13 protein-coding genes are annotated in these 12352 nt (G+C 68.5%); 2 read left to right on the top strand and 11 right to left on the bottom strand.

Going from position 1 to position 12352, the window contains the following annotated elements; genetic code table 11:
- Positions 1–90: 90 nt before the first annotated feature.
- From EDD93_RS13805 to eccB, 11 genes are all read right to left on the bottom strand, one after another.
- Complete coding sequence (locus EDD93_RS13805) at positions 91–453, bottom strand: hypothetical protein (RefSeq protein ID WP_123527755.1); 363 nt, start codon at positions 451–453, stop codon at positions 91–93.
- Positions 454–538: 85 nt separating this feature from the next.
- Positions 539–1273, bottom strand: a complete 735-nt coding sequence (locus EDD93_RS13800) for a hypothetical protein (protein ID WP_123525433.1) — start codon at positions 1271–1273, stop codon at positions 539–541.
- A gap of 12 nt (positions 1274–1285) precedes the next feature.
- Positions 1286–1591: a hypothetical protein gene (locus EDD93_RS13795; protein ID WP_123525432.1), complete on the bottom strand. Its 306-nt coding sequence runs from the start codon at positions 1589–1591 to the stop codon at positions 1286–1288.
- A gap of 21 nt (positions 1592–1612) precedes the next feature.
- Positions 1613–2377, bottom strand: a complete 765-nt coding sequence (locus EDD93_RS13790; protein ID WP_123525431.1) for a hypothetical protein — start codon at positions 2375–2377, stop codon at positions 1613–1615.
- 68 nt (positions 2378–2445) lie between these two features.
- On the bottom strand, positions 2446–3705 hold the full coding sequence (locus EDD93_RS13785; RefSeq protein WP_260255721.1) for a S8 family serine peptidase: 1260 nt from the start codon (positions 3703–3705) through the stop codon (positions 2446–2448).
- Positions 3706–3758: 53 nt separating this feature from the next.
- Complete coding sequence (locus tag EDD93_RS13780) at positions 3759–5360, bottom strand: WXG100 family type VII secretion target (protein ID WP_123525430.1); 1602 nt, start codon at positions 5358–5360, stop codon at positions 3759–3761.
- 31 nt (positions 5361–5391) lie between these two features.
- A complete protein-coding gene (locus EDD93_RS13775) occupies positions 5392–5856 on the bottom strand; it encodes a hypothetical protein (protein ID WP_123525429.1) in 465 nt (154 codons plus the stop codon).
- 111 nt (positions 5857–5967) lie between these two features.
- Positions 5968–6249, bottom strand: coding sequence for a WXG100 family type VII secretion target (locus tag EDD93_RS13770; protein WP_123525428.1), 282 nt, complete (start codon positions 6247–6249; stop codon positions 5968–5970).
- Positions 6250–6302: 53 nt separating this feature from the next.
- A complete protein-coding gene (locus tag EDD93_RS13765; RefSeq protein WP_024491245.1) occupies positions 6303–6653 on the bottom strand; it encodes a WXG100 family type VII secretion target in 351 nt (116 codons plus the stop codon).
- Between the two features lie 146 nt (positions 6654–6799).
- A complete protein-coding gene (gene mycP / locus EDD93_RS13760; protein ID WP_123527753.1) occupies positions 6800–7933 on the bottom strand; it encodes a type VII secretion-associated serine protease mycosin in 1134 nt (377 codons plus the stop codon).
- 239 nt (positions 7934–8172) lie between these two features.
- Positions 8173–9723 (bottom strand): type VII secretion protein EccB, encoded by a 1551-nt coding sequence (eccB, locus tag EDD93_RS13755; protein ID WP_123525427.1) that lies wholly within the window; start codon positions 9721–9723, stop codon positions 8173–8175.
- Positions 9724–9980: 257 nt separating this feature from the next.
- Between eccB and eccE the strand changes: the two genes are divergently transcribed.
- Positions 9981–11219 (top strand): type VII secretion protein EccE, encoded by a 1239-nt coding sequence (eccE, locus tag EDD93_RS13750; RefSeq protein WP_260255720.1) that lies wholly within the window; start codon positions 9981–9983, stop codon positions 11217–11219.
- A 53-nt stretch (positions 11220–11272) separates the two neighbouring features.
- A complete protein-coding gene (locus EDD93_RS13745) occupies positions 11273–12031 on the top strand; it encodes a hypothetical protein (protein ID WP_123525426.1) in 759 nt (252 codons plus the stop codon).
- Positions 12032–12352 lie beyond the last annotated feature (321 nt).

Raw genomic sequence — 12352 nt, 5'->3', positions numbered from 1 at the left:
CTGCCTTCCCTGACACCAACAAGCACTCAGGGAAGGCACGCCGCCTCGCAGCACATTCTCCCGCTCCGGACCCGCCTGCGGCCTGCGAACTCACAGGGCTTTGACCAGGTTTGCTGCCACGTCCAACGGAAGCCGGGGAAACTGGCGCTTGACCTCCCGTACCGCGTTGGCAGACCCCTTCTCGTCGCGGATGCGGCGCAGGGCCGGCTCATCGACGGCCGCCCGCAGCACGTCGATCGAACCGAAGCTCTGGGCGTACCAGTCCTGCTGTTCCATCTGGCGGGCACCCTGCTTCCGCCATGCCGCATGGCTCTCGGCCGCCACCGGGCATGCGATGGCCGTAACCATGCAGAGAACGACGACCGCCTTGGGGAGGTCCGATCTCATCACGAAGAAGGAACTCCCCAAGGCCACCATGCCGATGACCCAGAGAACTACCCGCAATCCGTACATGAAGTGCACCTGCCTGTTGATGCGGGAGATTCACACGTCCAGTACCGCACCGGCCATTGGTCCGGCGTCGGACGAACGCCGGACTTCACGGTGCCGCGACGGGCCAGTGACCGTGGGGGTAAGCGGTCATGTCACGCGCTTCCCCCTCGATGGCAGCCATCTGCTGGGCCTGAGCGCCAAGCAGTGCCAGCAGAGCGGTGACGGCGGTGATGATGAGGCCGGCGCTCACCGAAGTGTCTCCGACGATGACGGCCGCACCCGCCCAGGAAAAGACAACGGAACCCAGCGCCGCGATCGCGGCGATCATGGTCACGATGTACTGAGCCAGGATGACGCCTACGGCCACGTAGAACGCGAGTCCGGCGGTCGCGCACAGAGCCAGACCCGTGGCCACCTTGTCCGCGCTGGTGCCGATCTTGGCGGCGGCGATGGGCTGGGCCTTCACTGCCGTCGTGTAGGAGGTGGCGGCGTCACCAGTCCAGTGCTTGAGGGACTCGAGCTGGTCGGCCGTGGTGCTGCCGGCGACTCCGGTGGCCTTACCGCGGATGTCCGACTGCCAGTCCCAGACGTGCATGGCCAGGTAGACGGGCGCCGCTATCCCTTCCAGGAGCTCCTTGATCTTGTTGAGCACCCAGGAGGCGGCCTCGATCACCTTGTTCGCAGCCCAGATGAGGGCCTTCGCCACGAAGTCAGGGACGTACCAGTGGTTCGCGGTGGATTCCGCCTTCGGACCGACCTCGTTCAGCTTCGTCGAGAGTGTCTGAATCCCGGCGGTCAGTTTCTGAGAGGTCGCTTCGTATTGTGCCGCGTTGAAAGCCATTCGATTCCCCGTCTAGTAAGCGTGCTTTACGTGCTTCTTCGTATCGGCCTCGTGATCGTCGTAGGCCTTCGCGTTCTTGTACAACGCCGAAGCGACTGCTGCCATCTGTGTCGCGCCTTCAGTGCTGCGCTGAGAGACCTGATCGACGACAGCTCCGTAGGCTGAAACCAGAAGCTGGAACACACCGGCCTGAAGGTGGTTCATGCGCGTTCCCTCGACCGCGGTATGAACTGCCTTCATCTCGCCACTCTGTAGATCCCACATCGCCGCGTCGGTACGCAGCCCGTCGGTGATTACCTTGAGGTCTGGGTCGCCCAATGTCCTCAATCCCTTCAGGAGTTATTCGGCAAGTCGCCGAGGGTCGCTCAGAATGGCCAGTGCCTCGTTCAGCAGGCCGCCGAGCTGCAGATTGGCCACCCCGTCCCCGGAGGCGGCATCGGCGGCGCCGAGCTTCCCGCGAGCGTCGGCCAGTGCCTCTTCGAACGCCTGGTTGAGCCCGATGGACGACTGCTTCGACGCCCACTGAGGATCCACCTCGCAGGAGACCAGGCCGCCCTTCGCCACAGTGAGAACGACTCGGTGGGCCGAGGAATTACCGGTGGCCTGCACCGGCTCCGAGGGCGCCGCCGCGAGCTGCTCCACCGCACCGAACGCCGAGAGCATGTCCTCGGTCACCTCGTCGAGACTCCGCGGGACGACATATCGCAGATCCGGTTCGGGGAACTCGTGCGCTGCTGTGGACGCGGCCGCCGCTCCGGAAGGGCCGGGTGCGGCGAGCAAGTCGTCCATCCGGTCGGCCTTGGACTGCCAGTCCGACTCTTCGAGGGAGCGCGACAAGCCCTCCATCTGCGCACTCATCGCCGCCCCGTACGCCTCCACGACGACAGCGCCGATGGCCTCGGGCGGCTGCCTGCGCTGCCAGTCCGAGGCGGCCTTGATGACTTCCGGAAGCCCGTCCGATGCCAACCGGACGGTCACGGCGCCCTGTGCGTCAGTTCCTTCGACGCCTTGGGGCATCTGGTTCTGCAGGCCCGCCATCATGTTCTGCAGGTTCAGCGCCTGCTGCTGGAACTGCTGCAGGCCCTGTATGAATTCCTCGTTCACGATGCCTCCTCATGGCCTGTCTATGTACAGGTGAGTTCGATTCGGGTGGGGGGAGCTACGAAGCGGGTTCAGCGCCGGAGGCCGGCGGCTCTCCGGCGCAACACAAACACCGCGCCCACAACGACGGCCACGCCGGCTCCGACGATGATCCAGACGATCGCGCCACCGCCCTTGCCGTCCTCCGAGGTGTCCGAGGCGGCGGAGGATGCCGGCTGCTTCGAGGCGTTCGAGGAGCCGGAACCCCCGGCTTCCGACGCAGACGCCGAGGGCGACGGGGACTTCTTGGGGGTCCGGGCGGCCACCAGAGGGTTCACGTCTGCGGGGCCCGGGTCTCCGGGGTCCCCGAGGACGGCCAGCCGGGGGCGGACCGTGCCGTAGCCGATGTAGCGGCTGGGGATCTTGCCCTTGGTCGGCTTGCCCGCGGTGTTCATCAGGACGCGGAGGACCTGGTTGCCGGTCCAGGAGGGGTGCTTGGACCAGATGAGGGCGGCGGAGGCGGAGGCGATGGCGGTTGCCTGGCTGGTGCCGTTGCTCTTGCAGTACCCGGGCATGTCACCGCCACAGAGGATCGGGATTTCGTCACCTGGAGCAGCAAGCGCCACCTGAGGCCCCGACACCGAGAACTTCGTTACCGAGGATGTCTTGTCGACGGCCCCGATGCCGGCTACGCCAAGGTTTCCCGAGGGGTACGAGACGCCGTTGTCCTTGTCGCCTCTGTTGCCGGTCGCTGCCAGAAGCAGCTTCCCACGCCCCACGGCGTAATCCACTGCCTCTTGGATCTGACCCTTCTCGCCCCCCTCGAGAGCGAAGTCCTCGAAGCCCAAGGACATGTTGATGATCTTTGCTTCGCTATCGGCAGCATATCGGATGGCTGCGATGACAGCAGGAACGCTGTTGGTGCCCGATTCCTTAGTGGACCCGAAAACGGTCAGAGGGAGAATGCGCGCGTCCGGCGCGAGGCCCTTCACGCCCTGACCGTTCACTCCGTTCCCGGCAATGAGCATCGCCATGGCGGTGCCGTGCCCGTCCACGTCGATATGCGCACCCAGTTTCGGATCGACGAAGTTCTTACCCGGGAGGACTTTTCCTCCCGTCAGTTCGGAAACGGAAGGAATCACACCGGTATCGAGTACAGCGACAGTGACCCCTTTACCGGTGCTGACTTTCCACATCTCCTCGGCCTGCATCCGGTCCAGATACCACTCGCGGTCGCGCATGGTGTCCGCGGACGCGGCCGGGGCGATGGCGCCGCCGAGGAGGAGCAGGGAACCCAGCGCTGACACCACCACCGACGCACGCCTGCGGTGCCACCTGACCGTTGACCTCATGCCACCCACTCGTTCTCTGTCCGCCGCCGGGCTTCGCTGCTCCGGAACCGGTTCTAGTCGATCACGGGAGGAACAACACCGTCGTCCCCCGCGCCCCAGGTCTCTTCGTCCTCGGCAAGATAGTCCGGGATCTCCCCGTCACGCCGCTGAGGACGTCGTCGTTTGGCCTGGGACCCGCCCATTGCGCCACCCATCGAGCCCATCGTCCCGCCCGATCGCGGCGACTCACGGACAAGCCCGGTGCCGCCCGGGGTGAACTCGCGTCCCGCCCCCGACTCCGCGCCGCGAGGCGCCCGCACCGTGCCACCCGGCTCATTGACCAGGCGCGGCGAGCCACCGCCCATGCCCGGCGCACCGGACCTCCCGGCGGGCCGCCCACCGGAGATTCCGGAGACCCCACCGGAGCGGCCCTGCATCATTCCCTGGCTGGTCGGCTTCTCTCCGCCGATGACCGTTCCGCGCGCGGTGCCCCGGGCAGGGCCCACCCCGCCCCGGCCGCCCTGAGCCGGCGTACCGCCGTGGATGCCGGTGTCAGACCGGGTGTTCATGGGCGGACGGACTCCATCGACGCCGCCCCGGCCGGGAGTGCCCATAGGAGGCCTGTTGGCTTCCCAGCCACCCCTGGAGGGGTTGCCCGTCGGAGGCACACCGCCCCTGTCGGGGTTGATCGTCGGGGGCCGGACATGTCCGACGTCACCCTTTCCGCCCGGCCCGTAACGCCCGGGACCGCCACCCGGACCGAGCGGTCCCGGGCGCGTGGGCATCACCACGGGCGGAGGAGTCGTCTGGTACCCGCCGCCGTTCGGGCCCTGCGGGGGCAGTCCGGGCGTGGGCGGAACGTTGGTGTGCGTCGGGGTCTGCGGCATCGTCACCGTGTCGATGTTCGTCCCCGTGTTGTCCGGAGCCCCCGGTACCGCAGAGACGTGCTGCGGCGTGTGGGTGACGGGTGTGCCGTCCGGGGAGGACGGGCTGACACCATCAGGGTCCACGGTGGAGTAATGGCGGTCGGCGCTCGACGCATTACCGGTCTGCGAACCTGTTACCGAGTCCGTATTGCCGGAATTACTTCCAGGAGAGCCGTAGCTCGTTTTCTCATTGTCGTACGGGCTCTTCGGCAGCGCCGCATCCGGCAACGGCTTGAAGTTCGGCTCCTCCTGCGAGGAGATCGACTGCTGGGCCATCAGGTAGTACGAGGCGAGCTTGTTCATCTGCGGAATGGCTTCGTTCCGCGCCGTCTCGACGGCCTTGATCCGGGCCTTTTCCTTCGCCTCGTCCGCGTAGCACATCGCCACGGCGTCAGGGTGCCCCTGAACGACCTTGGCCACCTCACTGAGGGCCTGGCCGGCCGTCTGCAGCGAGGTGCCCGCGGTGCCCGCGTAGTCGGCCAGTTTCAGGGTCTCCTTGGCCAGATCGTCGCCCCACTCGCGGAAGGCGTCACCGCCCGCACCCTTCCAGCCGGTGGTACGACCGACGTGCTCCTTGAGCTCGGTGCCGATCTTCTCGATCTCGGTCTGCGCGTCGACGAGGGCGGTGCCCCGAGCCATGATCGCCGTGGCGTTGACGCCGGTGACCATGTTGAGCATTTCCTGGTACGACGCGTTCTCGAAGTTGCTGGTGTTGTAGCAGGCGTTGAGTGGTGGCAGCTTCTCGCCCATGGTTATCCCTGTCCCCCGTTCACTTCAGGTGTTACAAGCCGTCGTTACCGCTGGACGAACCGTCGCCGGGCTTGTCCTTGCCCTCTGCAGGCGCACCGGAGCCCTTGTCGGTTTCCGGCTTCCTGTAGTAGATCTCCGTGCGCTGCTGGATGGCGTGCAGCCGCTCGGAGTGCTCCTGATCGACGTTCTTGTACCCGCGGTCCGCCAGGTCGACCGTGATGCCCATCGCCTCCAGCTGATCACCGAGCGTCTTGGACAGCAGCGCCAGGCGCGCGTGCACCATGTCGTAGGCGCTGGACAGCCCCATGGCCTCCGGGAACCCGTTGCCGTACGAGGCGGGGGTGACCTTCTGTTCGGTGATGCGGCTGTGCGCGGCCGGTGAGCCGTCGAGCTTCGTCAGCAGCGTGTCCACGCGAATCTTGAACTTCTGCAGAGACTCGCTGGGCGTCGCCAGATCGGGCGCGGGTGATCCGTCGCCCGGAAGTTCAGGTCTCATGCGAGCACCTCCCCTAAAGTGCCGCGGAACCGCAGGCATGGGTGTGGGATGCGTCGGCCGCATCCCACACCCACATCGTGCCGGTTCCGTCGTGAGTCATCTGAGCCTGGGTCAGCCCTGGAAGCGCCGGGACTGGGCCAGGTCGTTCGCCCGGTAGCCCTCGGTGGCTTCCATGAGCCTCGTCGAAATCGACAGCAGCGTCTCGTGCATGTGGTTGACCTTGACGTCCCAACCGCGGTGACGGTCGTAGAACGCGCGCTGCGTCTCACCGTCCCAGGTGGCGACGACTGCCTTGACCTTGGTGTTCAGGTCGTCGAGCTGACCCTTGATGGTGTTGGCGGTCGACTTGACCTGGTTCGAGGCTTCTACAACCCCTGAGTACGTAATCTCCATGGAACGGTCTCCTGATGCGAAGCGAGTTGAGGGCAGGTTGCGAGGGCGGGTTACTAGGAGACCTGGAAGCGGTCCAGGACCCCGTTGCTGCCCGTGTTGCCGACGCCGTCGACGCCCTTGAACTTGTTGAGCTGCTCCACTTCCTCCGCGTCGAAGCCGTCCTTGCTCATCCGGACGGCCTCCTGGGTGAAGTCGAGGAGGTCCTTCAGGTCGCGCACATCGAGGTTGACCTGCGTCTGGAGGCCGTTGTACGCGTTGGCCGCGACACCCTTCCAGTGGCCCTCCACGGCGTCGATGACCCCGTTGAGGTGAGTGATCCTGCCCTGGAGCGTGTCGTGCATGTGGCCGAGTTCGCGGATGAGACTGTCAATTTGATCAGCTGAGTGCTTGAGCTTGTCTGACATAACGCACCTTCCCCCATGAATCGGATGTCGCGGGCTGCTTACCTGTCGCTACCACGCGTACATCGGACCAAAGTTGTCAATTATCAGTTTAGCTGCGGCCGCCACGCATTCCAACAGCCTTAGTCTTGAACTGAGTTGTTGGATATTCACCTAATTACTCGGCTGCGACGGTCACGCAACACGATCGCGACGCCCGCGATCACTGCCACGAGTAGACCCGTGGTAGCCAACACGTAGATCGAGATCCGGGAGATCCGCTCCTTCCTTGTTTCACCCATCTGGAGCGCGATTGGTTCCGGGCCGGCGGGACCATTTGACACCGCCCGGTCCGGGGTCGGGGCGTTCAGGGGATGTTCGTCGTCGTTGAGGGCGCGCACCGGGTCGACCACTCCCCACCCGACGAACTCGTCCCGGCCGTTGACCGCGCGTTCCGCCGTCTGCTCGATCTGGGCCACCACCTGGTACTGCTTCCAGCCCGGGTGCTTGGCCCGCAGGAGCGCGGCGACCCCGGCGACGTACGGGGCCGAGAAGCTCGTGCCGTTGTCGACGCACTGGCCGCCCTTGGGGACGGTGGACACCATGTCGACGCCCGGCGCCGCCACCCCGACGAAGTCGCCGGTCTGGGAGAACGGCGCCCGCTCGTCGTTGCGGTCCGAGGCGGCCACCGCCAGGACGCCCTTGTAGGCCGCCGGGTACGTCACCTTGACGTTTCCGGCGAGGCCGTCGTTGCCGGCGGACGCGACCACGACGATGTCCCTGTTCAGGGCCTCGCGTACCGCGAGCTCCAGGTCCGAGTCCGCCCGCAGGGGCTTGGCGGTGTCCTGGGAGATGTTGATGACCTGGGCCTTCTTCGCGATGGCGTGCCGGATGGCCGCGGCCATCGTCGTCGCGGTGCCGGTGCTCTTGTCGTCGTTCTGCCGGATGGGGATGATCGTCGCTTCCGGGGCGAGACCGACGAAGCCCGTGCCCGCGCGCGGGCGGGCCGCGATGATGCCGGCGACCTTGGTGCCGTGGCCGATGGGATCGACGGTCCCGTCACCACCGCTCGGCTTGCCCTTGCCCTTGCCCTTCGCGGCCGGGTCCTGGGAGCCGTCCTTGGGCGGCGGCAGCAGATCGGTCCCGGCCGCGCGGTCGACGGCGGACGTCAGCTGCGGATTCGTGTCGTCGACACCGGTGTCGATCACCGCGACCCGGACGCCCTTGCCCTTGGTGTCCTGCCAGAGCTGGTCGAAGACCAGCCGCTGGAGCGCCCAGGGGCGGCCCTGGATCTGCTTCTTCATGGGGAAGGTGCACTCACCGCTGGCCTCCGAACCCGATTGCGGGTCGGAGTCGTCCGCGGCCGCGAGCCCCGGCAGGCCGGCGCCCGCCGCGACCGCCAGGAGCAGCACGACTGCCGAGGAACGGACTCCGGTAAGAGAGTTGCGAATATTGAGGGTGTTAAGGGTGTTAGGGGTTCTGTGGGTGATACGGGTGTTTTGAGTCTTGCTAGTGGTCATCACGGGCCTCCTCCTCCCCGTCCTCAGGAACTCTGCGGCTGTTTGGCACTGTTCGTGTCGAGCCGTGGCCCCTTGGGCAGGAGGTTGGACCAGTTGTCCGGCACCGGCAGCGGCTTGACGTTCGCGTAGCCGAGCCTGGTCTGGGCCTGGTTGACCTGGGCGGCCTGTTCCTCCGGCGTCGTGGGCTTGCCGGTGGCACCGATCTTCGAGGGGTCCGCGCTGCTGTCGTTGTTCGTCTGTACGGCGTAACGCAGCCCGGTGTCCGTCACCAGGAAGAGTGAGCCGGTGGTGGGGGACGCACCGTTGAACTGCCGGTACAGCACACCGCTGCCCGGCGTGACGTACGCGCTGGTGGCCCCGTCCAGGAAGCGGACCGGGTATCCGGAACCGGCCCAGGTCGTCAGTTTCGGGACGCCTGTCCGGGTGACACCGTGCAGCACGTTGCAGACGGTTCCGGTCGGGGAGGCGGTGTCGTTGGCCTGCGTCGGGACGCTCCTCGGCCAGCCGTACTTCGCGTAGAACTCGTCCGGGGACGAGGTGAAGGACTGCGGCCCCACCTCGGTGGCCTGCGCCTTCTGGCCCAGCACCGCCGCCTCCGGGCTCGTCAGGAGGAGCCTGGCGACGAGGTCGGACACGGGCGCGACCGAGCCCGGCAGGACGACGTACTGCTGCATGCCGTTGCCGGCCACGGCCTTGAGCACCGTGCCCACCTTGTTCAGGCGGGGGTCCAGGCCGCTGACGCCGGCCGGGGCGCCGGCCTTGCCGGGCAGCTTCGGGAAGTCGATGGGGGCGCCGGCGTGCAGGGTGCCGAGCCAGTCCTTGGTGACCTTCTGGGGCCGGGCGCCCTCGCTGAACAGCGAGCGGCGCAGCACCTCGTCGCGGGCGGAGGGCTTGTCGCCGCCGGTGGTCCCGATGACGTGCTGGGTGCCGTCCGCGTCCACCAGGTACCTGGTGCCGTTGGCGCCGTCCGCCTCGACGTAGAGGGCCTGGCCGCCGTGGAGCTGCTTCTTGCCGCCGACCTTCTCCGCGTCGCGGTCGGCGAGCAGGAAGACCGCCTTCTGCACGGCCCCGCCGGACCCGGCGCCGGGCTGCTCGCAGACGACCCACAGCTTGTTGCGGCCGGCGTCCTCCTCGCTGGGCAGCCGGTCGGGTGCGTACGGTATGCCGAGCATCGGACCGCGCTGCAGCTTCCCGCTGTCCAGCTCGGACTCCTTCACCTGGAGCACCGAGGAGGCGCCCGGGTCCAGGAGGAGCTTCGCGGAGGAGAAGTTCAGCACCGGGTGCAGGCGCTTGACGCCCTTGGTCTCCAGGACGACGTAGCGCGTCGTCGACTCACTGCCGACGATGACATGGGCACCGGGCTTGTCCCAGCCCTCGGGCACCTTGGGCTTGAAGATCCCCCAGGCCCCGAAGCCCGCGAGCAGCAGGGCGCCCACCACCACTCCCGGCACCAGCGCGCGCAGCGGGCGCGGCGCCGCCTCGTCCGTACCGGCTGCGGAGGGCTGCAGAAAGGCGGCGACCAGCCGCTTCTTCGCGAAGGTGTAGGCGTTGAGTTCGTCCCGCCGTGATGCCATCTGCCCGAATTCTCCCCGTGGTTGTTGATGCCTCGCGAACCGCCACCACTATGCCCGCCGACCCTCGTCCGCCGCCGTGCGGGTACATGATTCAGGGAGTCTGCCAAACGCTCCCGTCCGGCCGCGGGCCCCGAGCCCCCATTCGAACGCCTCGACGCCGGGCGTGGGACAGTTGGCGGTCGCGGGCCCGTGTGCGAATCGCGCCGGTCCGGCTCGCACACGCCGTAGTGCCGTGACACGGAGGGACATACCGGGGGATGAGCAGCGCGACGACCGCAGTGATGAGCGTGCACCCGAAGCCAGGACGCATCGGTGGGGTTCGGCTGCACCAGGTGGTGTTGATGGAGGTCGCCGGCGCGCTGATGCTGATCGCGTGGGTGACGAACAGGGTCATGCTGGTGCCGATGGGCCTGGTCGCGGCGGTGCTGGTGCTACTGGCGGTCGTGCGGCGGCGGGGACGCCCGGTGGTGGAGTGGCTCAACGCGGTCATGGCGCTGCGCGGGCGGCTGCGCGCCGCCCGGCAGCCATGGTCCGCGGACGGGCTGGACCCGGCGCTCGCGCCGGTCGTCGAGTGCGACGCGGCGCTGCGGACCTACACCTACACCGACCGGCAGCGTGAGCGCTCCATCGGGATGGTGGGCGACGGGACGTTCCTGACGGCGCTGCTGCTCGTGCAGCCGCGCGACGAACCGCTGCGGTCGGCGCGGGACGCCCGGCCGCTGGAGCTCGGTCTGCTGCACGACGCACTCGAGGTGGACGACATCCGGCTGGAGTCGGTGCAGGTCGTCCAGCACACGCAGCCCGCGCCCGGACCGCATCTGCCGGAGCAGGCCGCGGCGGCCCGTTCGTACGCGCCGCTCCAGGCCCAGGCCGGCACCCCCGCGATCCGGCTGACGTGGATCGCGCTGAAGCTCGCCCCCGAGCTGTGCCCGGAGGCGGTACGCGCCCGCGGTGGCGGGATCGGCGGAGCGCAGCGGGCGCTGCTGCGCGCCACGGACCAGCTGGCGAGCCGGCTGACCGGGGCGGGGTTCGACGCGTCGGTCATGACCGAGGCGCAGGTGACATCCGCGCTCGCGACGTCGGCCGGGGTGAGCCCGCAGGCCAGTGCGCTGGCGGTGCGGGCGGACGCCCCGCTGCGGCGCACCACGGAGTCCACCCGCGCCTGGCGCTGCGACGACCGCTGGCACACCACGTACTGGGTCGGCCGCTGGCCGCACCTGGGCGCGGGTGCGGCGCCCACGGCGCAGCTGGTGGCGCTGCTCACCTCGATGCCGGCGCTGGCCAGCACGTTCAGCCTGGCGGTGTCGCGCGGGACCGGTGGCGCTCCGGCCGTCAGCGGACACGTCCGGCTCACGGCGCGCGGCAGTAACGAACTCGTTTCGGTAAGGCGGCAGTTGGAGCGTGCCGCGCGAGGCGTGAAGGTCAGCCTCGTACGGCTGGACCGCGAGCAGCTGCCCGGTGTGCTGGCCACCCTGCCCCTCGGAGGTACCCGTTGAGCCCCCGTCGTACGACGACCGCCGGCCCCACCGGCCCGGCTCCGTCCGGTCCGATGCCCGGCGTCCCGGGTCCTTCCGCCCCGGCCCGTTCCGCTCCGCAGGCGGCCGGGCGGAGCAGGCCCGGGTTCGGGCTGCTCGGGCCGCGCCGCGACCGGCACGTACTGCCCGTGGAGCAGCTCGCCGCGCTGAGGCTTCCGCTCGGCGACGACGGGGTCGTGGCGGGCGTCGACGCCAAGGGGCAGCCTGCGGTGCTCGGCCTGTTCCGCCCCACGCAGCTCGATGTCGTGGTCATCGGCAGCGTGTGGACGGCGCAGGTGCTGGCGCTGCGCACGGCCGGTACCGGTGCGCGCGTCGCCGTCGAGACGGCCAGGCCGCAGGCCTGGACGGGGCTCGCGCAGGCGGCGGGCGGCGGCCAGCAGTGCATGACGGTGCACGACGTGAAGCAGGTGGGCCCGCAGGGCGCTTCGGTCACCAGCCCCGTCCTCGTCGTACGGGACTGCGGTATGCGCCCGCCCCGCAGCCGGCTGGCGACGGGGCCCTGGCAGTCCGTGCTGACGCTGATGCCGTTCCTGGGTCCGACGGCGCCGAAGCTGATCGAGAACGCGGGGCTCGTCGGGATCCAGCGGGTCTCCCCGGAGGAGGCCGCGGTCCTGGGCCGGCTCCTGCGGCTGCCGCAGGTGCAGGCAGAGGCGCTGCCCTCGCTCGGTGACGACATGGTGCTGTGGTGCACGACCCAGCACCGCAAGCTCGTCAAGCTGCAGCCGACCGACATCGAGGCGGGGCTCCTCGGAGTCCCGCGCCGCCTGGACTGAGCCGGCCCCGGGCTTACCCGTCGTGGTGAGTCCCGGATCCTGGTCACCGCGCGGACGCCGTTGTTGATCCGGTCCACCCTCGTCCCGTCGACCGGCTGGTCGACGGGACGAATCGCCGCGCGGTGGCCCGTGGCACGGAACACCGCCGCACGAGCACAGGCCCGATTCTCCAGGAGCGCAGTCCCGGACGCCGGTCACGCACGTCGCGGCGGAGCACGGTCGGGACCGGTCCGCTGAGGCAACTCCCCTACCTCGAAGCAGATTTCCCTCGGCAGCGGTCGCCACAGGAAAGCACCCCGACTGGGCGTGAGGTCCTTGGGA

Source organism: Streptomyces sp. 840.1, from assembly GCF_003751445.1.
GTDB lineage: Bacteria > Actinomycetota > Actinomycetes > Streptomycetales > Streptomycetaceae > Streptomyces.
The sequence above is the reverse complement of the archived record's forward strand: the minus strand, read 5'-3'. Positions and strand labels throughout refer to the sequence as shown.

Excerpts from the sequence above, each read along its gene's own strand:
- EDD93_RS13805 (WP_123527755.1), bottom strand. The coding sequence starts at position 453 with ATGTACGGATTGCGGGTAGTTCTCTGGGTCATCGGCATGGTGGCCTTG.
- EDD93_RS13800 (WP_123525433.1), bottom strand. The coding sequence starts at position 1,273 with ATGGCTTTCAACGCGGCACAATACGAAGCGACCTCTCAGAAACTGACC.
- EDD93_RS13785 (WP_260255721.1), bottom strand. The coding sequence starts at position 3,705 with ATGAGGTCAACGGTCAGGTGGCACCGCAGGCGTGCGTCGGTGGTGGTG.
- EDD93_RS13780 (WP_123525430.1), bottom strand. The coding sequence starts at position 5,360 with ATGGGCGAGAAGCTGCCACCACTCAACGCCTGCTACAACACCAGCAAC.
- EDD93_RS13775 (WP_123525429.1), bottom strand. The coding sequence starts at position 5,856 with ATGAGACCTGAACTTCCGGGCGACGGATCACCCGCGCCCGATCTGGCG.
- EDD93_RS13770 (WP_123525428.1), bottom strand. The coding sequence starts at position 6,249 with ATGGAGATTACGTACTCAGGGGTTGTAGAAGCCTCGAACCAGGTCAAG.
- EDD93_RS13765 (WP_024491245.1), bottom strand. The coding sequence starts at position 6,653 with ATGTCAGACAAGCTCAAGCACTCAGCTGATCAAATTGACAGTCTCATC.
- mycP (WP_123527753.1), bottom strand. The coding sequence starts at position 7,933 with ATGAAGAAGCAGATCCAGGGCCGCCCCTGGGCGCTCCAGCGGCTGGTC.
- eccB (WP_123525427.1), bottom strand. The coding sequence starts at position 9,723 with ATGGCATCACGGCGGGACGAACTCAACGCCTACACCTTCGCGAAGAAG.
- eccE (WP_260255720.1), top strand. The coding sequence starts at position 9,981 with ATGAGCAGCGCGACGACCGCAGTGATGAGCGTGCACCCGAAGCCAGGA.
- EDD93_RS13745 (WP_123525426.1), top strand. The coding sequence starts at position 11,273 with ATGCCCGGCGTCCCGGGTCCTTCCGCCCCGGCCCGTTCCGCTCCGCAG.